Origin of the sequence: Aliiruegeria haliotis (assembly GCF_003003255.1) — a bacterium.
Lineage (GTDB): Bacteria > Pseudomonadota > Alphaproteobacteria > Rhodobacterales > Rhodobacteraceae > Tropicimonas > Tropicimonas haliotis.
Genome location: NZ_PVTD01000004.1, coordinates 168,798 through 192,161, shown reverse-complemented (window position 1 = coordinate 192,161; position 23,364 = coordinate 168,798). Strand labels below are relative to the sequence as shown.

At 64.1% G+C, this 23,364-nt stretch carries 30 protein-coding genes; 5 read left to right on the top strand and 25 right to left on the bottom strand.

Features of this window, described 5'->3' with window-relative positions:
* The 3 genes from CLV78_RS12235 to CLV78_RS12225 all read right to left on the bottom strand — a co-directional run bounded on the left by CLV78_RS12235 (position 1) and on the right by CLV78_RS12225 (position 3,129).
* Positions 1–903, bottom strand: coding sequence for a carbohydrate ABC transporter permease (locus CLV78_RS12235; RefSeq protein ID WP_106205101.1), 903 nt, complete (start codon positions 901–903; stop codon positions 1–3).
* Positions 896–1,822 carry a carbohydrate ABC transporter permease gene (locus CLV78_RS12230; protein ID WP_106205100.1) on the bottom strand — a complete coding sequence of 309 codons (927 nt, stop codon included), beginning with the start codon at positions 1,820–1,822 and terminating at the stop codon, positions 896–898. The genes CLV78_RS12235 and CLV78_RS12230 overlap by 8 nt, the downstream gene beginning before the upstream one ends.
* A gap of 77 nt (positions 1,823–1,899) precedes the next feature.
* Positions 1,900–3,129, bottom strand: coding sequence for an ABC transporter substrate-binding protein (locus CLV78_RS12225; protein WP_425427946.1), 1,230 nt, complete (start codon positions 3,127–3,129; stop codon positions 1,900–1,902).
* Positions 3,130–3,312: 183 nt separating this feature from the next.
* On the opposite strand from CLV78_RS12225, the gene CLV78_RS12220 reads away from it, so the two are divergent.
* Together CLV78_RS12220 and CLV78_RS12215 are read left to right on the top strand one after the other, a co-directional pair.
* The gene (locus CLV78_RS12220) at positions 3,313–4,329 is read left to right on the top strand and encodes a LacI family transcriptional regulator (protein WP_106205098.1); all 1,017 of its coding nucleotides are present in this window, start codon (positions 3,313–3,315) and stop codon (positions 4,327–4,329) included.
* 132 nt (positions 4,330–4,461) lie between these two features.
* Complete coding sequence (locus CLV78_RS12215; RefSeq protein WP_106205097.1) at positions 4,462–5,049, top strand: hypothetical protein; 588 nt, start codon at positions 4,462–4,464, stop codon at positions 5,047–5,049.
* Positions 5,050–5,065: 16 nt separating this feature from the next.
* Here the strand turns inward: CLV78_RS12215 and CLV78_RS12210 are convergent, their stop codons facing one another.
* Positions 5,066–5,875, bottom strand: coding sequence for a division plane positioning ATPase MipZ (locus CLV78_RS12210; protein WP_106205096.1), 810 nt, complete (start codon positions 5,873–5,875; stop codon positions 5,066–5,068).
* A 335-nt stretch (positions 5,876–6,210) separates the two neighbouring features.
* Between CLV78_RS12210 and CLV78_RS12205 the strand changes: the two genes are divergently transcribed.
* A complete protein-coding gene (locus CLV78_RS12205) occupies positions 6,211–7,161 on the top strand; it encodes a GNAT family N-acetyltransferase (RefSeq protein ID WP_158263514.1) in 951 nt (316 codons plus the stop codon).
* Positions 7,162–7,555: 394 nt separating this feature from the next.
* On the opposite strand, the gene CLV78_RS12200 is transcribed toward CLV78_RS12205, so the two are convergent.
* The 21 genes from CLV78_RS12200 to CLV78_RS12105 all read right to left on the bottom strand — a co-directional run bounded on the left by CLV78_RS12200 (position 7,556) and on the right by CLV78_RS12105 (position 21,964).
* The gene (locus CLV78_RS12200; RefSeq protein WP_106205094.1) at positions 7,556–8,596 is read right to left on the bottom strand and encodes a M42 family metallopeptidase; all 1,041 of its coding nucleotides are present in this window, start codon (positions 8,594–8,596) and stop codon (positions 7,556–7,558) included.
* A gap of 199 nt (positions 8,597–8,795) precedes the next feature.
* Positions 8,796–9,017 (bottom strand): 50S ribosomal protein L31, encoded by a 222-nt coding sequence (gene rpmE, locus CLV78_RS12195; protein WP_106205093.1) that lies wholly within the window; start codon positions 9,015–9,017, stop codon positions 8,796–8,798.
* Positions 9,018–9,028: 11 nt separating this feature from the next.
* The gene (rplS, locus tag CLV78_RS12190; protein ID WP_106205092.1) at positions 9,029–9,400 is read right to left on the bottom strand and encodes a 50S ribosomal protein L19; all 372 of its coding nucleotides are present in this window, start codon (positions 9,398–9,400) and stop codon (positions 9,029–9,031) included.
* A 352-nt stretch (positions 9,401–9,752) separates the two neighbouring features.
* Positions 9,753–10,556: a tRNA (guanosine(37)-N1)-methyltransferase TrmD gene (gene trmD, locus CLV78_RS12185; protein WP_106205091.1), complete on the bottom strand. Its 804-nt coding sequence runs from the start codon at positions 10,554–10,556 to the stop codon at positions 9,753–9,755.
* Positions 10,549–11,478 (bottom strand): hypothetical protein, encoded by a 930-nt coding sequence (locus CLV78_RS12180; RefSeq protein WP_106205090.1) that lies wholly within the window; start codon positions 11,476–11,478, stop codon positions 10,549–10,551. Before CLV78_RS12180 ends, trmD begins: the two co-directional genes overlap by 8 nt.
* A 13-nt stretch (positions 11,479–11,491) precedes the next feature.
* Complete coding sequence (rimM, locus tag CLV78_RS12175; protein ID WP_106205089.1) at positions 11,492–11,995, bottom strand: ribosome maturation factor RimM; 504 nt, start codon at positions 11,993–11,995, stop codon at positions 11,492–11,494.
* Positions 11,988–12,140, bottom strand: a complete 153-nt coding sequence (locus CLV78_RS23880) for a hypothetical protein (protein WP_158263513.1) — start codon at positions 12,138–12,140, stop codon at positions 11,988–11,990. Before CLV78_RS23880 ends, rimM begins: the two co-directional genes overlap by 8 nt.
* A gap of 24 nt (positions 12,141–12,164) precedes the next feature.
* Entirely contained in the window at positions 12,165–12,560 is a 396-nt protein-coding gene (rpsP, locus tag CLV78_RS12170) for a 30S ribosomal protein S16 (protein WP_106205088.1), read from the bottom strand.
* Between the two features lie 47 nt (positions 12,561–12,607).
* Positions 12,608–12,904 carry a chorismate mutase gene (locus tag CLV78_RS12165; RefSeq protein ID WP_106205087.1) on the bottom strand — a complete coding sequence of 99 codons (297 nt, stop codon included), beginning with the start codon at positions 12,902–12,904 and terminating at the stop codon, positions 12,608–12,610.
* Entirely contained in the window at positions 12,897–13,502 is a 606-nt protein-coding gene (locus CLV78_RS12160) for a GNAT family N-acetyltransferase (RefSeq protein ID WP_106205086.1), read from the bottom strand. The genes CLV78_RS12165 and CLV78_RS12160 overlap by 8 nt, the downstream gene beginning before the upstream one ends.
* A complete protein-coding gene (locus tag CLV78_RS12155) occupies positions 13,502–14,020 on the bottom strand; it encodes a GNAT family N-acetyltransferase (protein WP_245925019.1) in 519 nt (172 codons plus the stop codon). Before CLV78_RS12155 ends, CLV78_RS12160 begins: the two co-directional genes overlap by 1 nt.
* Positions 14,017–14,553 carry a GNAT family N-acetyltransferase gene (locus tag CLV78_RS12150; protein WP_106205084.1) on the bottom strand — a complete coding sequence of 179 codons (537 nt, stop codon included), beginning with the start codon at positions 14,551–14,553 and terminating at the stop codon, positions 14,017–14,019. Before CLV78_RS12150 ends, CLV78_RS12155 begins: the two co-directional genes overlap by 4 nt.
* Positions 14,550–15,077, bottom strand: a complete 528-nt coding sequence (locus CLV78_RS12145) for a GNAT family N-acetyltransferase (RefSeq protein ID WP_106205083.1) — start codon at positions 15,075–15,077, stop codon at positions 14,550–14,552. Before CLV78_RS12145 ends, CLV78_RS12150 begins: the two co-directional genes overlap by 4 nt.
* Positions 15,074–15,607, bottom strand: a complete 534-nt coding sequence (locus CLV78_RS12140; protein WP_106205082.1) for a GNAT family N-acetyltransferase — start codon at positions 15,605–15,607, stop codon at positions 15,074–15,076. Before CLV78_RS12140 ends, CLV78_RS12145 begins: the two co-directional genes overlap by 4 nt.
* 81 nt (positions 15,608–15,688) lie before the next feature.
* Positions 15,689–16,216 (bottom strand): GNAT family N-acetyltransferase, encoded by a 528-nt coding sequence (locus CLV78_RS12135; RefSeq protein ID WP_106205081.1) that lies wholly within the window; start codon positions 16,214–16,216, stop codon positions 15,689–15,691.
* A 4-nt stretch (positions 16,217–16,220) separates the two neighbouring features.
* Complete coding sequence (gene ffh, locus CLV78_RS12130; protein WP_106205080.1) at positions 16,221–17,729, bottom strand: signal recognition particle protein; 1,509 nt, start codon at positions 17,727–17,729, stop codon at positions 16,221–16,223.
* A 404-nt stretch (positions 17,730–18,133) separates the two neighbouring features.
* Entirely contained in the window at positions 18,134–18,748 is a 615-nt protein-coding gene (locus CLV78_RS12125) for a hypothetical protein (RefSeq protein WP_146136681.1), read from the bottom strand.
* Positions 18,749–18,908: 160 nt separating this feature from the next.
* On the bottom strand, positions 18,909–19,637 hold the full coding sequence (locus tag CLV78_RS12120; protein WP_106205078.1) for a Crp/Fnr family transcriptional regulator: 729 nt from the start codon (positions 19,635–19,637) through the stop codon (positions 18,909–18,911).
* Between the two features lie 472 nt (positions 19,638–20,109).
* Complete coding sequence (locus tag CLV78_RS12115; RefSeq protein ID WP_106205077.1) at positions 20,110–20,574, bottom strand: hypothetical protein; 465 nt, start codon at positions 20,572–20,574, stop codon at positions 20,110–20,112.
* Between the two features lie 615 nt (positions 20,575–21,189).
* Positions 21,190–21,435, bottom strand: a complete 246-nt coding sequence (locus CLV78_RS12110; protein ID WP_106205076.1) for a hypothetical protein — start codon at positions 21,433–21,435, stop codon at positions 21,190–21,192.
* 133 nt (positions 21,436–21,568) lie between these two features.
* On the bottom strand, positions 21,569–21,964 hold the full coding sequence (locus CLV78_RS12105; protein ID WP_106205075.1) for an OB-fold nucleic acid binding domain-containing protein: 396 nt from the start codon (positions 21,962–21,964) through the stop codon (positions 21,569–21,571).
* 127 nt (positions 21,965–22,091) lie between these two features.
* Between CLV78_RS12105 and CLV78_RS12100 the strand changes: the two genes are divergently transcribed.
* Positions 22,092–22,415 carry a 2Fe-2S iron-sulfur cluster-binding protein gene (locus CLV78_RS12100; RefSeq protein WP_106205074.1) on the top strand — a complete coding sequence of 108 codons (324 nt, stop codon included), beginning with the start codon at positions 22,092–22,094 and terminating at the stop codon, positions 22,413–22,415.
* Entirely contained in the window at positions 22,415–23,173 is a 759-nt protein-coding gene (locus tag CLV78_RS12095; protein WP_106205073.1) for an FG-GAP repeat domain-containing protein, read from the top strand. Before CLV78_RS12100 ends, CLV78_RS12095 begins: the two co-directional genes overlap by 1 nt.
* Positions 23,174–23,364: the final 191 nt, after the last annotated feature.

Genomic DNA, 23,364 nt, shown 5'->3' with positions numbered 1-23,364 from the left:
TTACCCCTTCACGGCGCCGGCAGCGATGCCGCGCACGAACAGTTTTCCGGAGATGAAGTAGATGGTGAGCGGCACGAGGCCGGTCAGCAACGTCGCCGCCATGTTGACGTTGTATTCCTTCACGCCCTGAACCGAGTTGACGATGTTGTTGAGTTGCACGGTCATCGGGTAGATTTCCGGCTTGGTGTAGATCACGCCGAAGAGGAAATCGTTCCAGATGCCCGTGACCTGAAGGATCATCGCCACCACAAGGATCGGCAGCGCCATCGGTAGCATGATGCGGAAGTAGATGCCCCAGAAACCGGCGCCATCGACCCGGGCGGCCTTGAAAAGCTCGTCCGGAACGGAGGTGAAGTAGTTGCGGAACAGCAGTGTGAGCAGCGGCATGCCGAAGATCGTGTGCACCAGAACCAGCCCCCAGAGCGAACCATAGAGACCGAGTTCTCGCAGCAGGATCACGATCGGGTAGATCATTACCTGGTAGGGGATGAAGACACCGATCATCAGGATGGTGAAGAAGACCTCGGAGCCAGGGAAACGCCATTTCGAGAGTGCGTATCCGTTCACGGAAGCCACGGCGATCGAGAGGATCACCGACGGGACCAGGATCTGCACCGAGTTCCAGAAGCCGCGCGAGAGGCCGTCACAATTGATGCCGGTGCAGGCTTCCGACCACGCCTTGACCCAAGGCTCGAACGTGATCTCCACAGGTGGGGCAAAGATGTTGCCCATCCGGATCTCGGGCATCCCCTTCAGCGAGGTGACGACCATCACGTAGAGTGGCAGCGCGTAGTAGAGCGCCATGACGCTCAGCGTTCCGTAGAGGATGATATTGCGGCGCGACAGGCGTCGGGTCGGCTTGGGGCCGCGTGGCCCATCGAGGAGGCGGGCGGCGTCAGTCATGCTTCTTGCCTCCGAATTCGAGATAGGCCCAGGGGATCAGAACGACGACCACGGCCAGCAGCATCATGGTGGAGGCCGCGAAGCCCTGCCCGAGATTCTGACTGGAGAACATGCGGTCATAGACGTATTTCGCAGGCACTTCGGAGGCGATGCCGGGACCGCCAGCGGTCATGGCCACCACCAGGTCATAGACCTTGATGATGCCGGAGGTGATCACGACCAGCGCGGTGATGAAGACCGGGCGCATCATCGGGATGATGACGCGAACGTAGGTCTTCCAGACCGGGATGCCGTCGACCCGCGCGGCCTTCCAGACATCTTCGTCAATGCCACGCAACCCGGCGAGCATGATGACCATCACGAAGCCCGTGCCCTGCCAGAGCCCGGCGATCAGCAGGCCGTAGATGACGATGGAAGCGTTGTAGAGCGGGTCGAACTCGAAGCTCGTGAAACCCATCGACCGCACGACACTCTGTATGCCGAGGTCCGGGTTCAGGATCCATTGCCACACCAGGCCGGTGACGATGAAGCTGAGCGCGAAGGGATAGAGGAAGATGGTGCGGAATGCCGCCTCGAAGCGGATCTTGCGATCCAGAAGGGCGGCGAGCGTGAAGCCGATCACGAGCGTGAAGCAGAGCGAGAAGATACCGTAGAGTGCGAGGTTTTCGATCGAAACCAGCCAACGGCGTGTGTTCCAGAGTTTCTCGTATTGGTCGAAGCCGACCCACTTGAGCTTGGGCAGAAGCTTCGAGCCGGTAAAGGAATGGACGATTGTCCAGCCGGTGCAGCCGACGAAAACCACCAGGGCGGTCAGCACCATCGGTAGGGACGCGAGCTTGGCGGTGAGGTTGCGGAACAGCGGGTTGGGTGGACGGCTGCTGTCCTCCCGCAGGGCGGGGGGTGTGTCGGTGGTGCGCATGGAAACCTCCGGCCGGTCGCGACGGCCCTGGTGGGTGCGAGCCCGATCAATGACCGGGCCCGTAGTCGCTCAGACGATCATTCGGCGCGCGAGATGATCTCGGCATAGGCCTTCTGGGCGTCTTCCGGACTGTAGGAATGATCCGACCAGAACTCGGTCAACAGGTCTTCCAACTCGTCGAGGATGTCGCGCGAAAGGGCCATGTCGCCCGACGGCACGGTGCCGCCATCGGCCAGGATCTTCAGGCCCTTCTTCATGCAGTCATTGGCGGCCGAAAGGTCGACATCACCACGCACCGGCAACGAGCCCTTCTTGAGGTTGAAGGCGACTTGCGCTTCCTTGGACATCAGGATCGAGGCGAGTTCCTTCTGGGCGGCAGTGATTTCCGGGTCGTCGTTGACGGGGAAGTAAAAGGCGTCACCGCCGGTATCGATCACCTCGTTTGCACCGAGGCCAGGCAGACAGGTGTAGTCCTCGCCAGCGACCTGACCGGCCACGGCAAATTCGCCCTGCGCCCAGTCGCCCATGATCTGCGCACCGGCCTGACCGGTGATCACCAGGTTCGTTGCCTGGTTCCAATCCTGCACCTTCGTGTCCTTCGAAAGCTCGCGGGCAACGGCTGCGGCCTCGAAGACCTTGGTGTACTCCGGCCCCATGACAGTCTCTTCGTTCTTGTTGACGAAGACGTCGGTCCAGGCGTCGATACCAGCGATAGCGATCGACATCACGCCGAATGCGCCGTTGGACTGCCAGGCCTGGCCGCCCACGGCCAACGGGATCTTCCCGGCTTCGGCAAGTTGCGGCGCGGAGGCGACGAACTCGTCCCAGTTCTGCGGCACGTCGAGACCGGCATCTTCGTAGGCCTTGTGGCTCAGCCACATCCATTGCCAGGAATGGATGTTGATCGGCGCGCAGTAGATCCTCCCGTCGAGCGTACAGGCATCGAGCAGCGATGGCGGGTTGACGACGTCCTTCCAGCCTTCGGCCTCGGCGATCTCGGTCAGGTCCATCATGAGGCCCGCCTCGACAAGCTCCTCGGCCTGCCGGCCGTGGTTGAGCTGGGTGGCACCCATCGGGTCGCCGCCGAGGATTCGGCTGACGATGATTGGACGTGCGGTGCCGCCGGATCCGGCGATGGCGCCATCGACCCAATTGTGCTCCGTACCCTCGTTGAAGGCCTTTGCAAACTCGGCAACGGCTGCGGCCTCGCCGCCTGAGGTCCACCAGTGGGTGACTTCAAGGTCAGCGGCATGTGCGCTCACACTGGTCAGCGCGGTGGCTGCCAGGATTCCGGCAATGGTTTTCACGATTGTCCTCCCAAACTAAATCGTTGTAGCCGGAGCCTAAAACGATGTAGATTTCAAAATCAAGCGGGAATCCCACGCAATTCGGTCCTGATTGGGGTAACTGTCTCGATACGTGAGAGCGGCGATATTTGGGGCGAACACGATTGTTCCTGCGCCCCCAGTGAAAGAAAACGACAGCCAAAGATGACTGCCAAACGCCCTACGTTGAAGACAATTTCAGAGCTGAGCGGCTTTGCCGTGCCCACGGTTTCGCGGGCGCTCAAGGACGCGCCGGATATCGGTGAAAAGACCAAGCAGACGGTCCGGCGCATCGCGGCGGAGGTCGGGTATGTTCCGAACCGGGCGGGTGTCCGCCTGCGGACCGGCAAGACCAACGTGATCTCCATCGTGTTGTCGACCGAGGTCGATTCGATTGACGATCACACCGGGCGGCTGATCGCCTCCATCGCGCAAACGCTGCGCACGACCCCCTACCACATGATCGTTACGCCTTACACGAAGAACGAGGATCGGCTGGACCCGGTCCGCTATATCGTGGAGACCCGATCCGCCGACGCGATCATCATGAACCAGATCGAACATGAGGACCCGCGGATCTCCTACCTGATGGAGCGGAATTTCCCCTTCGTGACCTATGGCCGGACCCGGTGGTGTCGCGAACATGCCTATTTCGATTTCGACAACCGGGCCTTCGGTGAAATTGCCGCCAACCGGCTGCTGCGCAACGGGCGCCGGGCCTTCCTGTTGATTGCACCACCACGCGACCAGAGCTACAGCCTGCACATGATCGACGGGGCCAAGGCTGCGCTGTCGGCGAAGGGGTTGGAGCTCGAAATCCTGAAAGGGGTGGACAGCCACGCCCCGAACGCTCTGATGCGTGCAGGCCTTGCGGAGCGGCTGGTTTCGGGCCCGCCGGTCGATGCGATTGTCGCCCCGTCGACGATCTCCGCGATTGCGGCGGTGGCTGCGCTGGAACATGTCGGGCTGACCCTCGGCAAGGAGATTGATGTCTTCGCCAAGGAATCGGCGCCCTTGCTGTGCTTTTTCCGGCGCGAGGTGATGACGGTCCACGAGGATGTGATCTCCGCCGGCGAGTTTCTCGCCAAGGCCGGGATCCGCGCCATCGAGCGACCGGACCTTGCTCCGATGCAGGCCCTGGAAGTGGCCCGGGAATCCCGGCCCGCCGAATCGCTCTTCTGAGGCTCGCCGCCTGTGCGATGGTCGCGGCGGGTTCGGGTCAGGTCCCAAAAGTGGCCAGAAAGCTCCCGACACGTGCCACAAACCAGCCGCGATCTCTGCCTAGCGTCAAGCTAGGAACAAGGGAGATCCGACGTGACCATAGCCAGTGGAAAGACCCGCCTGAGCCGTGTGGCCGCGATCCCGTTGATCGGGTTTGGCGCCATCCTTTGCGGCTCGATGGAATACGTTCAGAACAACCTGCCGGAGTTCGCGGCGTTGCCCGGTCTTCTGGGATCGGGATCCGCCCTGTTGGGCGTGCTTCTGCTGTTCCACAGCCAATCGGCACAGGCCCGGGATGCCCGACGCCAGCAGGGCGCCTGCATCCGCATCGCACCCTATGTGCCCGAGATGACAGATGGGTCCGATGGCACGTCCGCGCTTCTGGCCGCACTGGCCCCGGTCAAGCCGTCGCGGGTCGAGTCCGCTGGCGCGACAACCCAGCGGCCGAGCCGTCAGGCGGCAGACGCCATTCGCCGGATCCGGTTGCAGGCGGCGCCCAAGGCACGTCTGCATGTGGTCGGAGACCCCGAAACCCGCCGCCGGATGTCGTCCGGGCGCGCCGCCCTGTGTTCCGCGCTGAAGCTTGGTGGTGAATGGTCCCGGGACCTCAAGCTGTCCCGCCGCGCCGAGGCACGCCTGGCCGCCGATCCCTTCGTGCAACGTCTCGCACGCCTCGCCTGAGGCAAGGCGCCGGTTACTAGAATTTCACCTGCACGTCCGGCAGGTTCAGAACCGTGATCAGGTCGCGGAGCTCCTGGCGGGCAGCAATGTTCGACAGGTTCAGCCGGTCCGCCCCGATATCCCGCAGGTCCAGCAATGTCAGGCCACGCGGGAACAGCTCCCGGAACACGACCCGCTCGCTGAACCCGTGTGACACGCGAAAGCCGATCCGTTTCGACAGCTTTCCCAGCGCCTCGCCGACCTTGCGTTTGTTGTGCATCTGCTGCGAGCCAAGGCGGTTTCGGGTGACGATCCAGTCGATCGGCGGCAGCCCGGCCTCCGCGCGGGATTGCCGTGCACTCCAGACCATCTCCGAGTAGACAGACGGTCCGAGAATGGCACCATCCTCCGGACGGGTCCGCGCCAACAGGTCGAAATCGACGAAACTGTCGTTGAGTGGCGTGATGAGCGTGTCGGCCATGGAGTGGGCGAGCTTGCTCAGGCGCGTGTGTGAACCGGGACAGTCGATCAACACGAAGTCGTGGTCTGCCTCCAACATCTCGACTGCAATGGACAGGCGATGATCCTGTGGGTTGACCCCTTGCGGCACGTCCTGCTCTGCGATCTCAGGCAACTGCATGAAATGCGGGGTTGCGAGGGTCAGGCCGTTGGCAGAGCAATAGGCCCGGCGGTTTTCCAGATAGCGTCCGAGGCTTTGCTGACGCAGGTCGAGGTCGAGCGTCCCCACGCGATGACCCATCCGCGACAGTGCCGTTGCGACATGCATGGAGGTGGTGGATTTCCCGGAGCCGCCCTTCTCGTTGCCGACGATGATGATATGCGCCACGCTGATGTCCTCTTTCCCGATTGCCCACGCGCGGGGCTTGCGGATCTGGATTGCATCCGTGAAGGCCCCGGGCGACAGCCCAGCCCGGTGGCTCTACTGCCGGATCGGGCCGAGGAAAAGAGCGGAAATGGGATGCGGCGTCAGAAGATCCAGCGGCATGTCCACTCTGCCGCAGTCAGGAGCAGGAACACCGGAACCGAGAGGAAGCAGGCGAGCCACAGCGCCCCTTGCAGCGTTGGGCGAGGAGGCGGCGCAACCTGGCCGAGAACGGGGGGAGGAGTATGTTTCATACCGCGATTAACCACGCCTTAGGTTGCGGTCCCGTTAATGACGTCATGACGATTCCCTGGACCGAAACCGACGTGCCTGTGTTGCCGCGACATGCGGCGACGCCATTGCAGCAACACCCGATCTACGCCCGGGCGATGGCCGCACAGGGCGTGCGTGCACGCAGCTTCACTCCCATTGACAGGGCGTGGCGCGGAAAGGTCAGCGCCATGATCCTCGAGCGGCGTTGGCCGCTGCTCGGCGCCTCCGCGGTTCTGACCCGGGGGCCGGTTTGGGCGCCGGAGGTTCCGGTGGACGTGCGCCGCAACGGATTGCGGTCACTGCTTGGGCAGTTGCGGGGGGAATTCGGGGCCGTGACCGTCACACCGGACCTCGACGATGAGGGGGATCCGTTGGAAGCGGCTGGATGGATGTCGGCGGTAACGCCACTCTCCGTGGCGCGGATTGACCTCACGCCAATGCCAGAGGCCATGCGCCGCCGGATGCAACAGAAGTGGCGCAACCGCCTGTGTCGGGCGGAACGGGCGGGTCTGACGGTTCGACATGCTGCAATGCCGGACGATCCGGATCACTGGTTGTTTCGCAGGGAGGTGGCACAGGCGCGGGACCGAGGCTACAAGTCCCTCCCGCCGGCCTTCGCGTTGGCATGGGCCCGCGCTGGCGGGCCGCGATCCACCCGCCTTTTCACGGCCGAACGGGACGGACGCCCGTTGGCGGCGATGCTGTTCCTGCTGCACGGCACAGCGGCAAGCTATCATATCGGCTGGAACGGCGCGGAAGGGCGCCGGGTCGATGCGCACAACCTGTTGCTGTGGCGCGCGATGGTCTGGATGCATGTGCGGGGGATCCAAAGCCTGGAACTTGATGTGATCGATACGGAGACCAAACCCGGACTGGCTCGCTTCAAACTTGGCGCTGGAGCGAATGTCCTGCGTCTCGGCGCAACGCGGCTCTCGGCACCCGGCACGCGACTGTTTGCATCCCGGTTGGCGGCCTGAGCGACGATCACGCGATCCGGTGTTTCCTGGGAAATGACTGCTGATGTGCGGCTCATGCCCGAGTGACGTGTGGCGCCAACGTCAGCGCAGGAGGCCTCGCGCTCAGGGTCGGCGGTTCTGACGATACGCGGGTTCCGACATTGTACCCGGTCGGCCCGAATTGGCTGCAACCCTCTGGCGGACCGCAAGGCCCACTGGGGAAACTTTGCGAATATGGGCCGATCTGGGTGTATGCAGCGCCCCTGCGCCTCCCAGTTGGGGGCACAGTGCATCTTGCGACGCCGTGGAGAGACGGAAACAACGTGGGTACCCGGAGGGGTGGGCCATTGGAGTGACAGTCGGGAGGGCAGGCGGGGCTGCCCCACAAGCGCTCCCGACCTCGGCCGTCAGCCGATCATGTTTCCCGAGAGAGATACGCGCCGAGAATATCGCACGCGGCCTGCAAGTCGCGACGGTCGACCATCTCGGTGACGGTATGGATGTAGCGGGTTCCCACCACGATCCCGACCGCCCGAGCCCCGGCGGCGGCTTGCTGTGCCGCAGCACCATCCTGCCCGCCAGCACGCAGCATCGTGCGCTGGAATGGGATGTCCGCTTCGGTCGCCAGCGCGTCAAACTCCGCAACCAGCGCCTTGTCGGCGATGAAGGAGCTGTCACGCACATGCAGGCCGAACCCCTTGCCCTGTTCTGTCGTGCGATCCTGCTCGGGCACTCCGGGCGTGTCGCAGGCCAGGGTCGTGTCGATGCCCAGCCCGATATCCGGCTGTACGCGGTAGGCCGCCGTGCGGGCGCCTCGCAGACCGACTTCTTCCTGGGTGGTGAACGCCACGTGGATCTCGGCCGAATGTGCGGCATCTCCCAGGCTCCGGATCGCCTCGATCCCCAGCCAGCAGGCGACCCGGTTGTCGAGCGCCTTCGAAACAAGCTTGTCGCCCATCTCCAGGAAGGGTTCATCCATGACGACCATGTCGCCAACCTTCACATGGTCCTTCGTTGCCTCGCCCAGCCCAGTGTCGACGAAGAATTCGTGCACTTCGGGGATCTTCTTGCGGTCCTCGGCCGAGGCGATGTGCACGGGGCGTCCGCCGGGATTCATGACCCCTTTCAGGTCACCGCCCTCGGTGCAGATCATCACCCGACGGGAGAACAGGTTGCGCGGGTCGAACCCGCCAACCGGCTGCAAGTACACGAACCCTTCCTTGGAGACGTGGCTGACGAGAAAGCCGATCTCGTCCATGTGGCAGAGCAACATGACCTTGCTCGGCGTTTTCGCGCCGCCCCGGGCATCGCGACGGCACAGCAGCGAGCCCATTGCGTCGACCTCGATGGCGTCGAACAGGCCTTCGACCTCGGACAGGATCAGCTCCCGTACCCGGTCTTCGTGGCCCGGCACACCGGGGGTTTCGCAAAGACGTTTGAGAAGATCGATGTTCATGGGGTGCTCCAGTGGTTTTCCGGGTTCGACCCACTCCTATCGCCGCACAGGCGGGGGATGAAGTCCCGAACACGCGGATTCTGCCCGTGATTTGCACCGGTGGGAGAGGGGGCCCTCGCGGATGGTGCCGAGCGCTCTGTGCAACGAAAAACGCCGCCCCCGAAGGAGCGGCGTTCGCACTGTCCAATAGCGCTCTGGCTCAGAAGCCGAGGCCTTCGTATTTCTTCTTGAACTTCGACACGCGGCCGCCGGCGTCCATGAGCTTGGTCGAGCCGCCGGTCCAGGCAGGGTGCACGGAGGGATCGATGTCCAGCGCCAACTGGTCGCCTTCCTTGCCCCAGGTCGATTTCATCTGAACCACGGTGCCGTCGGTCATCTTGACGTCGATCAGGTGGTAGTCGGGATGGATATCCTTTTTCATCTCGCCTCTCCTTACGACTTGGGCTTGTAGGTGTTGTCTTCGGCGATACGTGCCGACTTGCCGCGGCGCGAGCGCAGGTAGTAGAGCTTCGCGCGGCGAACCCTGCCGCGGCGAACCACGGTGATGCTTTCGATGTTGGTCGAGTGCAGCGGGAAGACACGCTCCACGCCCTCACCAAACGAGATCTTGCGGACGGTGAAGGAACCGGCGATGCCTTCGCCGTTCTTGCGCGCGATGCAGACACCTTCGTAGTTCTGCACCCGGCTCCGCGAGCCTTCGGTAACCTTGTAGCCGACGCGAACGGTGTCGCCGGCCTTGAAATCGGGAATTTCCTTCCCGAGGGAGGCAACCTGTTCGGCCTCCAGTTCTGCGATCAGGTTCATCTGAACGCTCCTCTATCTGCTTGCGGTTTGCCCGCAAAGTTTCTCTCGCGCCCCGGAGCTCCTGGTCTTCTATCGGGTCCGCGATCGCGCCCGCCGGAGGTCAGGTCATCTTTCCTTGGTTGGTTGCGTCCTCCGTACCGGCAGGAAGAGGCCGAAGAAGGCCTGCCTGAAGATCCGGTCGAATAACGAAACCACCCGAGTCGGTTGCCCGCTCGGGATGGGCGGTTCCTACTGCATGAAACGGCACAGCGCAAGCCCGGCATCATGGCCGCAACGGCTCGTGTCGCGACGGTCCGCGAGCGCTTTGCGCGGGCCACTGCACCGCCGGGACGAGCCGCGGCGGTTCTGCATGCTATCGCTCGTCGGATCCGTCTTCCGAGTGGCATTTCCAAAGGTCGGGACGACGTTCGCGCGTGAGTGCCTCGGACATCTCCCGTCTCCATTCGGCGATGCGACCGTGGTGACCGGACATCAGAACCTCGGGGATGGCGCGCCCTTTCCAGATGGCCGGACGCGTGTATTGCGGGTGCTCCAGCAAGCCATTGGAAAAACTCTCTTCCTCGGTTGATGCCTGGTTTCCAAGCACACCGGGCAAGAGCCGCACCGTGGCATCGATCATGGCCTGCGCGGCAATCTCCCCGCCTGTCATCACGAAATCGCCAAGCGACACTTCCTGGATGCCGAAGTGTTCGATGACCCGTTCGTCGACCCCTTCGAACCGCCCGCACAGCAGCGTCACCCCGTCGGTTGCACTCAACTGCCGGGCCATGGACTGGTCGAAGGGCCTGCCGCGCGGCGACAGGTAGATCACCGGCCAGACACCTCGTGTCCCTTCCGCCGCCTCATCGAGCGCCCGGCCCACGACATCGGCCCGCAGCACCATGCCCGCGCCCCCGCCGGCCGGCGTATCATCGACGTTGCGGTGCCGCCCTTCGCCGAAGCGACGCAGGTCGATCGTCTCCAACGCCCAAAGCCCGTCCTGCAAGGCCTTGCCGGTCAGCGAATGCTCCAGCACACCGGGGAAAGCCTCCGGGAAGAGGGTGACAATCTTCGCGGTCCAGGCGCCCTTCAGTCTTGGGTTTCCGCCCATCAGGTCGCGTGGTTTCAGGCTGGCGCTGATGGACAGCCGTCCGTGGGATTTGGGAGTGTCAGTCATCGGGCATCTCCGGTTGGAGGTCTTCGAGCCGGTGGGCGAGTTGCGTCAGTCCCGTGGCCAGTTCCGGATGTGGGCTGACGATCTGGCCGGCGATTTCGCGCAGGCGCGCAGGGCCTGGCAGGTCGCGGGCCGTTGTCGGGAACCCCTCCAGAAGTGCATTGGCGTGGCGCAGGAAATGGGCAAGTGTGACGGTGTCGGCGGAGTCCACGATCTGTTCGAAGACCGTTGCCATCCGCCCTTCGCCCAACTCGCGCCAGGCAAGGCTGCCGTCGGCGGCCAGCAGCAGGGCCGCGTGGCGATCGCGGCGGGTGCCGGTGCGCTCTGCACGGTTGGCGAGAGCTTCCAGCAGGACATGGCTGCGCACCTCCTGTTCGAGCGGCGTGACGATATCGTGCAAGGTATCCTCACGGGCGCCATCGGCGGGCAAGGCGTCGAGCGCACCATAGGCAACAGCTAGCGCAGCAGCCTCGGCGCCGGTTGGGTGACGGAGTGGCAGGTCCGGCTCCTCATCCAGGATCTGCTCCGCTTCGCCAGCGAAGGTATCGAGTGATCTCAAGGCCTTTTCGAGGAGGGCTTCCACCTCCGCCTCCTTCCGGGGGCGCCAGATGATGCGGCCAAGGGCGATCCCGCCAAGCCCCATCACAAGCCATGCCAGCAGCGGCGCCTTTGCCTCCACGCCCAGAACGGCGCGCAGCATGTGTCCGGCTCCAAGGCACATGGAAGCCAGTGCACCGTGCAGCATGAGCGTCGGAAGTATCGCCGCGGCACCGCCCTCGAACGGTGTGTGCCGCATCACCAGAAGCCAGAGGAAAAAGAGCCCAGTGAAGGGCACGATGGCGAAGTAGCTAGCGCCGGTGAGCCCCGCCCCGATCGGCGCGGCATAGAACAGGCCGCCGGCCAGGCCGAGGGCCCAGTAGCGCATCAGACCTGTCCCATCAGAACAGCCCCTCGGGCGGGTCGGCAACGATCCGGCCAGCCGCGAGATCCACCGTCGGCACAGCCTCCCGCGTGAAGGGGAGAAGGACGGTGGTCTTGAGACCGGGGCCGTGGATCTCCAGCATGTCGCCGGCCCCATATTCCTGCACCGCTCGCACGGTGCCCAGCAGGGTGCCGCCGGTGTCGCGGACCTCCAGGCCAATCAGATCGGCGTGGTAAAACTCGTCGTCAGGCAGATCTGGCATGCGATGCCGGTCAGCCATCAGGCGGACACCCTTCAGGGCGTCCGCCTGCTCTTTCGTCGCCACGTCGGTCAGACGCGCCGCAAAGCCGTTCTTCACGGGGCGGGTCAGTGTGACGGTGAAGCTGCGTGCGCCGTCTTCGGAATACAGGGTGCCGTAGGACGCGATATCCTCCGGCATGGCGCAGAAGCTCTTGAGCCGCACCTCTCCCTTGACGCCGAAACTGCCGGCGATTGCGCCGACGACCACGCGATCAACCATCGCTCGTCACTCCTTCGCAGACGCCACGCATGCCAATCCGTCCGCCAGCGTCGAGGCAACGGTCGTCAAGGACGATCCGATGTGCCTCGACGCCGGTCCAGAGGCCGGCTGCAAAGAGCCCACCCCAGATGACAAGACGCAGCATATCCCCGCGACCGACCCGTGCCGATTACTCGGCTGCGGCCTCTTCGGCTTCCTCGGCGGGGGCTTCGGCGGCCTCTGCAGCTTCGGCGGCCTTTGCTGCCTTTTCCTCGGCGCGCTCGACGGCTTTCTTGCCGGGCTGGGCCTTCTCGGGGTTGTTGCGCTCTGCTTTCTCGCGGACGCCGGCAGCTTCCAGCATGCGGACGATCCGGTCGGTCGGCTGGGCACCTTGGTCGAGCCAGTACTGCACGCGCTCCAGGTCCATTTTCACGCGGTCTTCGGAATCCTTGGGAAGCAGCGGGTTGTAGGTCCCCAGCTTCTCGATGAAGCGGCCATCGCGCGGCATGCGGCTGTCGGCTGCAACGATGGAGTAGAAGGGGCGCTTCTTGGAGCCGCCACGGGCGAGACGGATTTTCATGGCCATTGGTGTTTCTCCTTTGAATGGCGTTGATGGGGTCGGCTAGGCGACCGTCATTCCTGGTGTTTCTTGTGGTGTCGGATGACTTCCTGGATGATGAAGTTCAGGAAAGCCTTGGCGAAATCGGGGTCCAGGTCGGCCCGTCTCGCCAGGTCTTCGAGCCGTTCGATCTGCGCGGCTTCGCGCGTGGGATCGGACGGGGGAAGGTCGTGTTCGGCCTTGAGTTTCCCCACGGCCTGGGTGTGCTTGAACCGCTCGCCCAGCGTGTAGACGAGGATCGCATCAAGCCTGTCTATGCTCTCCCGGTGCCCCTTGAGCACCTCGGCGGCCTTGTGGACGGCGTCAGTCAATTGCGTATCCTTTCGGCTTGAAGAGCGGGTCGTAGTAGGAGCGGATCTCCAGTTCGATCCCGTCGCGCAACTGGCCGTCACGCAATTGCTCCGGTGTCGGGTGGCGGTAGATCACGTCGTTGCCGTCGACCGACGTCGCCTCCTTGTCCTTCGTCGCGCCAAGGCGTTCGGCGAGCCGGATGGAGTCAAGGTCCTTGGGGTCGAGGTAGGAAACGGCGGTGTCCCAGCCGTCCTGCTCGTAGAAGTACTTGCGTGCCAGGTGCGTGGCCTCCAGCGCGTAGCCATGCCCGCCGACCTCTGGCCAGATGAACCAGGCGATCTCCCGTTCCGGCCACTTGGGGGGGAACCAGCCGCCAGCCATGCCGAGTGTCTCGTCGGTATCCCGCAGATGGATCATCCACATGCCGAAACCGCGGATCTCCCAATGGCCGATCTCGGCGGCATAGAGCATCCAGATCTCGTAGGCGTTGAGCGGCCCGCCCATGAAACGCGAGCGGTAGGAAGAGAAGGTCGAACGGAAGTTCGGGTAGTCGTCGGGCTCGGGCCCACGGAGGATCAGGCGCTCGCTTTCCAGCACGGGGATATCGCGGTGTCCCATCAGGCGGCTCCTTTCGGATGACGATAGACGTGGAACGGGCCACGACCGTTGTCGCGGGTCTCCTCGCGCGTCGCGCCAAGGCGTTCCGCCAGTCGGATCGACCGGGTGTTGCCGGCCTCGATGAAGCTCACAAGACCGTCGAGGCCCAGCTTTTCGCGAGCGTAGTCGCGAGCAGCCAGCGCCGCTTCCCGGGCGAGTCCCTGGCCCTCGAAGGCTTCGGTCAGCATCCAGCCCAGTTCCGGCTCCTCGTAGAAAACGGTCTCGACAATCCCCACCCAACCGGCAAGCGCACCGGTCTCCTTGTGGTCCACCGCCCACATTCCGGCTCCGCGAAGCTGCCAAGCGGCCGTGTCGCTGGTGAAGTCGCCCCACGCGCCGCGCCGGTCCTTCGGCCCACCGACGTGGCAGGCCCGATCCGAGGCAAAGAAGGCGGCATAGGTCTCGAAATCCTCGATGCGAAAGGCGCGCAGCGTCAGGCGTTCTGTCTCCACAGTCGGGATGACCACATTCATACTCATGCCCGGGTCCCCTTTCGGTGACGCCAGACGTGCAGTGGCTCGTCTTCTTCGCCCGCGGGTACGGCGGCATCGGGATCGATCACCGCGCCCAGCCGTCGTGCGACGGCGGCGGAGCGGTGGTTATCGGGGTCAACATAGGAAACGCAGGTCTCCCATCCGAGGTCGTCCCAGACCCACGGCAGGATGCGCTTCATCGCTTCGGTGATGAAGCCCTTGCCCTCTTCCGACGGGTTCCAGACGGCCCAGCTGAGTTCGGGCTCGGGCCAGCTCACCGGCTCCCAGGGACCGGCGCCGCCGACGATGGTGCCGGTGTCGCGACGTTCCAGCACGAAGATCCCGGCGCCACGCAGGAGCCACATCGAGGAGATATGGGCGAAGGCGCGCCAGGCTTGCCTGTCATCGTCCACCGGACCGCCCACAAAATGCGAACGTTCGGAGGTGATGAAGGTGCGGCAGGTGTCGAAATCCTCGATGCGCGGGGCGCGAAGGATCAGGCGCTCGGTCTCGAGCGTGGGGATCGTGATCGTCGTCATGCCGCCACCTCGTCAGGAGAGAGGTGCCGCCAGATGTCGAACTGGCCATAACTTGGGTGCTGGAACACGCCCTCCTTCTCGGCGCCCATGCGGCGAGCGAGCGCGGCGGAACGCGTGTTGTCCGGGGCGACGTGGCTGACGAGCGTCGTCCACCCCAGGGTCTCATAGGCAAAGGCGCGGGTCGCCTGTGCGGCCTCAAAGGCAACGCTACGGCCTTCGGCCTCTTCGAACAGGGTCCAGCCAATCTCTGGTTCCGGCCAGTCGTCGGGGTGGTAGATGCCGACGATGCCGAGCGGGGCGTCTGTCTCCTTGCCCGCGACGATCCAGCGACCATAGCCGCGCAACTGCCATTGCCCGCCAAGGGCGCACAGATTCCGGAATGCGGTGGTACGGTCAAAGGGGCCGCCAACGGGCGCACTGCGCTCCGATGAGCCGAAAGCGGCATAGGCCTCGAAATCCGACAGGCACGGGGCGCGCAGCGTGAAACGATCGGTCTGGAGCGTTGGGATGTTGAACGTTGTCATGCGTAGGCCTCCATCCCGCCGTCGCCCGAAGGGTGAGGGTGGCGGTAGACGAGGTCGTCCGGCTCCGGGCGGTCGGCTGCATCGTCGCGGATTGCGCCCAACCGTTCGGCCAGCCTGATCGAGCCGAGGTTGTCCGGGCTGATGTAGCTGACCAGAGTAGGCAACCCACGCGTGCCGAAGGCCCAGTCGCGGGCGGCGGCGGCGGCCTCGAAGGCATAGCCACGCCCCTCGAACCCCTCGTAGAGCATCCAGCCCAGCTCGGTTTCCGGGAAGAAGTCCGGCTTGTTGCAGCCGATCTGGCCCAGGACCGCGCCGTCCTCGCGTCGCTCGATGGTCCAGCCGCCGGTGCCCATCAGGCTCCACGCGCCGGAGTCGGACGCGAACCACAACCAACTGTCCCGGCGGGTGCAGGGACCGCCCATCCACCTGGATCGGTCGGTGGCAAGCATCGCCGCGAAGGGCTCGAAGTCATCGACACGCTGGGCGCGGAGGATCAGGCGTGCGGTATTCAATGTCGGAGCGTCAGTCATGACACACCTCCGATGCGGCCCGGGGCACGCCCGTCCGCTTCGCCCTCGAAAGCGAGGGAGCGATATGTCCGCTGGTCCGGATCACGCCGCGCGCTTCCAGCCGTTTGTCTTGCGGCGGACGGGGTGGCGGAAGGTCAGTGCGGCCTCGGGCGTATCGCAGAACGGATCGGCGATTGCCTGCGTCGTGCGGAGCAGGGCGGCGCCGCGGCGATCCTCCGCATCGATGTATGAGATGATATCCTTCCAGCCGACGCCGCGTTCCGCAAAATCGCGCGCTGCGCGCAGGGCTTCGGGGCCAAGCGTGTCGGCATCGGCAGTATCGAAGAACAGGAAGCCGAGTTCCGGCTCCGGCCAACCGGTGGCGTGCCAGGGGCCGGCCAACCCGATCGGGTCGTCGCAGCCTTTCGGCACCACCGCAAACAGGCCCAGACCGCAAAGATCCCAATGGCAGACGATCGGAACGACCTGGCCCAGCGCGGCCTCGCCGGACAACGGGGCGCTGGCGATATGCGTCTCGCCGCGTTTCAGGCGCGCAAGGACGGAGCCGACATCGGCACGGTTGGGGCGACGCAGGAACAGGCGTGAGGTTTCAAGGACCGGGGTGCGCATGGATCTATTTCTTCTTTCCAAAGCCGGAGAGACCCGGCGGCAGACCCATGCCGCCGCCAAGACCGGGCAGGCCACCAGGGACACCACCGGGCATCTTGCCGAGCGCCTTCGCGGCCTTCTCAAGATCCGCGGGATTGGCACCGGCGAGTTCCTTGGGCATGTCGCCACCCTTGCCGAACATCCCGGCCATGGCCTGCTTCAGCAGACCTTTCTTGCCCATCTTCTTCATCATGTCCGACATCTGGCGGTGCATCTTCAGCAGCTTGTTCAACTCGCTGACTTCCAACCCCGCACCCTTGGCGATCCGCTTCTTGCGGCTGGCCTGAAGGATCTGCGGTGCGGCGCGCTCCTTCTTGGTCATCGAGTTGATGAGCGCGATCTGGCGGCGCAGGACGCTGTCGTCGAACCCGGCGTCGGCGACCTGGTTCTTCATCTTGCCCATGCCGGGCATCATGCCCATGACGCCCTCCATGCCGCCCATCTTGAGCATCTGCTCAAGCTGCGAGCGCAGATCGTTCATGTTGAACTGACCCTTCTGGAAGCGCTTCATCATGCGCTCGGCCTGCTCGATCTCCAGCGTTTCCTGCGCCTTTTCGACGAGGGAGACGATGTCGCCCATGCCAAGGATGCGTCCGGCGATCCGCTCAGGGTGGAACTCCTCCAGCGCGTCCATCTTTTCGCCCAGGCCGACGAACTTGATCGGCTGGCCGGTGACATAGCGCATCGAGAGCGCCGCACCGCCACGGCCGTCGCCGTCCATCCGGGTCAGCACCACGCCGGAAATGCCGATGCGCGCGTCAAAATTCTCCGCGGTGTGGACGGCGTCCTGGCCTGTCAGGCCATCGACCACCAGCAACGTCTCTCGCGGGGTGGTGACATCGCGAACAGCCTCGACCTCCGCCATCAACTGGTCGTCGATCGACAACCGGCCGGCGGTGTCGAGCATGTAGACATCGTAACCACCCAGCGTCGCCTGCTGCTTGGCCCTCCTGGCGATGTCCACCGGCGTCTGGCCCTTGATGATCGGCAGGGTATCGACACCGACCTGGGTGCCGAGGATCGCCAGTTGCTCCATGGCGGCGGGGCGGTTGACGTCGAGCGATGCCATCAGCACCCGCTTGCCGTTCCTCTCCGTCAGGCGCCTGGCAAGCTTGGCGGTGGTGGTCGTCTTGCCCGAGCCCTGCAGGCCGACCATGAGGATCGGCGCGGGGGGGCTGTCGACTTTCAGTTCGCCGGGTGTCTCGTTGCTCCCGGCGAGGAAATGCACCAGTTCGTCATGGACGATCTTGACCACCTGCTGGCCGGGCGTGACCGACTTGGTGACCGCGGCACCGGTGGCCTTGCCCTGCACCGCCTTGATGAACTCACGGGCGACGGGCAGGGAGACGTCGGCCTCCAGAAGCGCGACGCGAACCTCCCGCAGGGCGGTCTTCACGTCGTCTTCGGACAAAGCGCCCTGCTTGGTCAGCCGGTCGAAGACTCCACCGAGGCGTTCTGACAGATTTTCAAACATGCCCCGGCCCTCCTTCGGCCCTTTGACTGCACGTGGCTTCCATGTAGGAAGCCGGTTCGCAAACCACAAACGCACCAGTGGGCGCAACGCGCTGACTGGTGGCGATCCTCCACGAGGGAAGGACCGGAAGCCTACACTTCCGGGTGTTGCGCGCGGTCTACGCGGCTCCTGCGGGCGAGTCAAGGCCACGGGCGATGCGCATTGTCAGAGCGTGGGGGGGAGGAGGCAGGGAGAATCCGGGCATGCCGTGCGATGCCCCTGGAACGGAAAACCCCGCCGGTGGCGGTCCGGCGGGGTGTCGGGATTTCGATGGTCGTTCTGATGCGGGTGATCGCAGCCAAGGGGGCTGCGATCACGTCGGCATGCCGACCCGGCTGGGAGGGGACCGGGACAGCAACGGAGTTTTACTCGCCCCGGCCGTTGTCGCTCGACCGTACACCTTTCAGGTGCACGAGTTCGGCCAGCGAGTATTCGTTGGCGTCAACACCGAGGTTGTCGGCCAGTTGCTGGTGACCGGCGGAAATGCCCACGCTCTTGGTGGAGAGGGTCTCGCCGGAAGCGGACGCCTTGATCGAGCGGGCCGAGGCGCGGTCGTCATCGGCCAGCGCCGATGCAATTGCCTGCTCGGTGGTGTCGGCCGAAGATGCGCCGTTGTTTTTGCGATAGAAGTTGGCCGCCGCGGTTTCATCATCGGCAACGGCGGAGCGCAGAGCCGCGATCTCGGCGGTGGTGTAGTCGCTGGCGTCGATACCCAGACCATTTGCAAGTTGGCTGCTGGCAAAGGCGGGCGCTGCGAGGGAAAGCGTCAGTGCGGTGGTCAAAGCAAAGCGAAGCATCGATAAAGTCCTTTGTGTCGTGTGTGTGTCTTTTCCGGTTTCGGGCGGCACCGCTGTGGGCGCCTTCGATGAAAGGGAGATAGGCACCGACATCTTTTTGCAGAAGTCTGAAGAATTTCGGGGCAGTTGTGCGATAATGCACATCACGCGCGGCGGAGCGGGGTTGAATTCCTCGTAGTGCATCTTTGAAAGGGTCAGGGAGAGGCGGTACTCCGTGCGGCTGCGGTCGTATCCTGTCGACGTGCCTGCCGAAGGGGCCGGGCGCACGACGGGTCACGCAAGTGAGATCAAAAAAACCACCGGTGAGGGTGTTTTGGATAGCACGGCGCGGTGCCTGGCATCGCTACGCGGCGGGATCACGATCCTTCGCGCAGGTTGCAAGGAGTGCACTCCGATCACGAACGCGCAGCCGCCCGTAGCCAAGTTCGACCAATCCCGTCCGTTTGAAACTGCGCAGGGTCCTGTGCAACGTCGGCATGGAAACTGAGAGGAGGCGGGCGAGGTCTTCCTGACCCAGCTTGATCCAGCGATCCGGATCCTGGGACATGTCGTCGTAATGCAGTAGCCGCAGGGCAATCCGGCGTTCGTAGTTCGGCGTCATGAGATGCGCCATGAGCCGCAGGGTCGTCGCCTGGTTCCGGTGCGACAACGAGTAGATCTCCGGCACTCGGTCCGGGTTGCAGTGCAGCAAGTCCGTCAAATCGTCCTGCGACAGGTGCAGCCCGAGCGTCGGTTGCGTCGCAACCAGAGTGAAAAAACGGGTCTGTCCATGGAAGAGCGCGGTTTCCCCGGTCCAGAAACCGGCTTCGGTCAGGTGCAGTTGCACCAACGCGCCGTCCTCTCCAGCCCGCAACACCTTGATGCCACCGTCGACGAAACCGAAGAGGCCGTCCGGAGTGTCGCCTTGGGTGTAGATCGTCTGGCCAGCTGCAAAGCAAACCGGTCGACATCTGGAAAGGACAAGTGTCCGGCACCGGTTGGTGAGGGTCGACAACCATCCGGTTCGGCTCAGGAACCTGGAGGCGCGGTTGCGGGCGGTCCGCCCGACGGGCATCGTGTCGGTGCTGTTCATGACGGTTATATGAATATGATCATGCAATCACGTTTGTCGTCCCATCCGTGAAGGTCCTCAAGGCAATTCTCGAAGCAAATGGGCGGATTTGTCCGGCAAGTCAGTACATCCGCCTAATCTCGCGGCACCCGGCGCTCGTTCGCTGAAAGTCAGGGTGGTTCATGACGCCGCAATCACGCGTCGCATTTGGGTGCGTGGGGTGCGTCCAGGACCGAAGCGCAGCCAATCGCGCGTCGTCAGCGCGGCGCAGACAAGTCGAGCGGTGCTGAAGGATGATTCTGAAGACCAGTGCGCGACTTGCGCGTTCCGGGACTGTTTGTGCACCGTCGATCGGCGTCGCGTGCCGCAGAGCCCGAGACCCGGGCGGATGGCGTGACTTTGGGGCGGAGGTACCCGAGTTCGCCTGTCTTGAAACGATGTGCGGCCCCACGCCGGAGCGTGAGGCCGCAAAGAAACAGAGGGGCCGTTTACGTTATTCGCCGCGGCCATTGTCGCTCGACTGGACGCCCTTCAGATGGACCAGCTCAGCCAGAGTGTAGTCGGCCGGGTCGACACCAAGCGAGGCGGCGAGCTGGCGCTGTCCGGCGGAGGTTCCGACACTCTTGGTGGAAACCGTCACGCCAGAAGCCGATTTTTGAAGCGACCGGGCCGAAGCGCGCTCGTCGGAGGCCAGTGCGCTTTGGATGGCGATTTCGGTCGCGCGGTCATTGCTGCCGAAGCTCTTGGTGGAGACCGTCGCACCGGACGCGCCACCGTTCTTTCGGATGTAGTTGGCGGCGGCCCGCTCGTCATCGGCAGTGGCGGCACGCAGCGCTGCGATCTGCGCGGTCGTGTACTGGCTGGCATCGATGCCGAGGCCATTGGCAAGTTGCTCGTTCGCGAAAGCCGGGGCAGAGACGGCGACGGTCAGGGCGGTTGCAAGTGCGATGGTTTTCATGGTCTGTCCTTTCGGTTCAACTGATCTGTTTCACTGCGGCTTGGGTGCCGTCGATGAAGCCAAGATGGGGATTGGCCCGGCGAACAGAACCCGCGCCAGAACAGGGGTCTGTGTGCAGCCGGGCACATCACGCAGCGGCGAGGGGGGCTTGAAACGGTGGCTTGGTTTCTACGGACGGGTTGAACTCGCGAAACGCGAGCACATTCTCCCGCCACCGTGAGGGATGTAACGAAAGTCGGGCAGGCTTCCGGGGCGTCGCGCACAGGAGCTCACGCAAACGCGACGCTGAATTTCTGCTTTTCTCTCGGATCGTTGGTGCGACGCGGGCCCGAAAGGCCGAGCAGATCCGTCGCGCTTGATGCGGGAAGGCGGTCGTGATGCAGGGTGTCCGTCAATGGCAAGGGAGTAAAGCCACCGCAGAGGCCTCCGTCAGGATCGGGTGGGCTCAGCATCGAAGGACGCACCAACGGGCATTCGTGAGGCGTGGGTCTTTGGCGTACCAGCGAGTCGGGCGGCGTACCCGGCGGCGCTGTTGCCGTTCGCTCTGCGCCAGTGTCAGTCCGAACTCCACCAAGAAGCGGTGATTGCTCTCGAAGGTCCGAGGGGGCGGTTGTGTCAGTTCTGGGACACGGTCGAAACCAACAGGTAGACGCTAGAGAAATCCGTGTCTTCACCATTCCGGACCGGCTTGGACCGGAACACTCGGCCCTCGACGCGATAGACATTGAACGCACTCAGGCCGTGGCCATCCTTGATCAGATCGCCGATGAGCGGAACACAGGAGCTTTGCTTTTCCAGGATCACGTCATGGTTCGCTTCTGAATAGTCGAAGGAGTCTTTGTCGACGAGTGTGAGGAGCATGGCAGTTTTCCAGTATCAAATGTGGCGACTCTGGTTGACCCTGCGTAACACACCCGGGGCCGAAATCACAGAGAATGGTTGCAGCGAGCGCCGTGCAGGTGTCCGGGCATGGCCGACCACCTGCGGTCGGGTCTCAGCCGTGAGTCGCGTTCGGATCGAACGCCGGATCCAGCAGCGCGTCCAGCATGGGCGAGATGTCCTCGATCTGCTCGGCGATCACGTGCACCACGTTCTGCTCCCGTTGCATCCGTCCCGTTACCCGCAGCAGCCGCCCCGAGATCACCGCCCGGCGAAAGCGCTCGTAGGTTTTGGCCCAGACCACCACGTTGCAGGTCCCGGTCTCGTCCTCCAGTGTCAGGAAGATCACTCCCTTGGCTGTGCCTGGACGCTGGCGTACCAGCACCAGCCCGGCCACGCAGATCCGCGCGCCCTGCGGCGGCAGGAACAGCAATTCCGCCGGAATGCAGCTGGGCGGGCGGGGCCAACTGTCCGGCGGCGGGCTGGGAACCATGTGATCCTTGATCTCCATGAGAACAAATATAGAACGTGCGTGGTTTGAAGCCAAGGGGCGTCGCGTCTGGCATTGCCGGGGCAATTGCCCTATGTCAGCGGATGGAACAGCGAAGACTCGGGCAGTAGCGAAAAGGAATTCACCCGTGCCAAAGATCACCTATGTCGAATTTTCCGGTAAGGAGCACGTGGTCGACGTCGCCAGCGGGCTGACGGTCATGGAAGGGGCGCGCGACAATGGCGTGCCAGGCATCGAGGCCGATTGCGGCGGCGCCTGCGCATGCTCGACCTGCCACGCCTATGTCGACCCGGACTGGGTCGAGAAGCTTCCGGCAATCGAGGACATGGAAGAGGACATGCTCGATTTCGCCTACGAGACCCAGCCGGGCCTGTCGCGGCTCACCTGCCAGATCAAGGTGACCGACGACATGGACGGGTTGGTCGTCAAGCTGCCGGAGAAGCAGATCTGATGATGTTTCGGGCCGCCTGCATGCTGGTGGCCCTTGCCATCGCCGTTCCGGGGCCCGGTGCGGCGCAGGATGTGCCCATCTCCTGCGAGCAGATCTCCAGTGCACGCTATGTCGAGCCGACAATCCGCTACCCGCACGGCGCCCTTGGCGATGACTCGGAATGGGGCGGGCTTGAGGTCCGGCTTTCCGGCGCGGGCACTTGTCCGGGCGGTGCGCGCTTGCAAGTGAAACTGCCGGAGGCCTTGGTGTTCGAGGACGTGGCGCCGCGGCTGGTCGACGTCACCGGCGACGGTGCGCCGGAGATCGTGGTGGTTGAAAGCCACCAGAACCTCGGCGCTCGACTGGCGATCTGGGGTATTGATGCGGGCACTTTCACACGTCTGGTTGCAACCCCGCATATCGGTACCCGGTTTCGCTGGCTGGCCCCCGTCGGGGTGGGCGATCTCGATGGCGACGGCAAGGTGGAGCTCGCCTATGTCGACCGGCCCCACCTGGCAAAGACCCTGCGTGTCTGGCGCTACGACGCCGGTGCGCTGAGCCAGGTCGCAAGCCTCGGCGGGCTGAGCAACCACCGCATTGGCGACCGCGAGATTTCCGGGGGGCTTCGGGATTGCGGCTCGGGCACGGAGATGGTGACCGCTTCAGGTGACTGGACCCGGCTTGTCTCGACGAGACTGGAGGCGGGCCGTCTGCGCGCGCGCGACATCGGGCCGAACACCGGCGAGCGCGCGTTCAGGGCAGCGATGGCCTGTCGCTGAGGCGAGCTGGACGATCGCAAGGTGAAACCGGCAGCCTTCCGACCGGGGGCGCCATTCAGTCGCAAACTCCGCAAACGTCTCCGGGGTCTGGTGCCGTATCCGGCTCGCACCCACAAACGCTGCCGCAGGGGTGGGCTTTCGCCACCATCGTCCGGCGTGGTACGCAAATGGAAGCCCACGTCGCCCGGGAC